The following is a 339-nucleotide window of genomic DNA, read 5'->3' on the forward strand; positions in this document are numbered from 1 at the left end:
TAAGCGTTACTGGAAACTTGTACTTAAACCAACCGAAGACTTAGAATTGTATGAATATAATAAGGTACCTTTGTTTAAAGAATGGAAGACGCAAAAAGACATCGTGACATACTTGTTAGACCAAGATGATACCCTTAAAGAGACATATGAAGTGATTAATAATTTAAGACATGACTTGAAACATAGCCAATTCGACTCATTTAAACAAACCATAGAACAGTTGAAACTTTCAGACTTGCATCCATCATTAAAAACAGCCATTAAAACATTGAAAAAACATGCTTGCTTCATCGAACATACTTTCAATTATATCAATTTGACCAACGGTCCTATTGAAGG

General features: G+C 32.7%; 1 protein-coding gene. It reads left to right on the forward strand.

What is annotated here, in order from left to right; translation table 11 throughout:
* Positions 1-339: transposase (locus CD113_RS11190; protein WP_142380911.1), on the forward strand; the 339-nt coding region annotated here is incomplete at both ends.

Source organism: Staphylococcus simiae (assembly GCF_002902085.1).
Taxonomy (GTDB): domain Bacteria; phylum Bacillota; class Bacilli; order Staphylococcales; family Staphylococcaceae; genus Staphylococcus; species Staphylococcus simiae.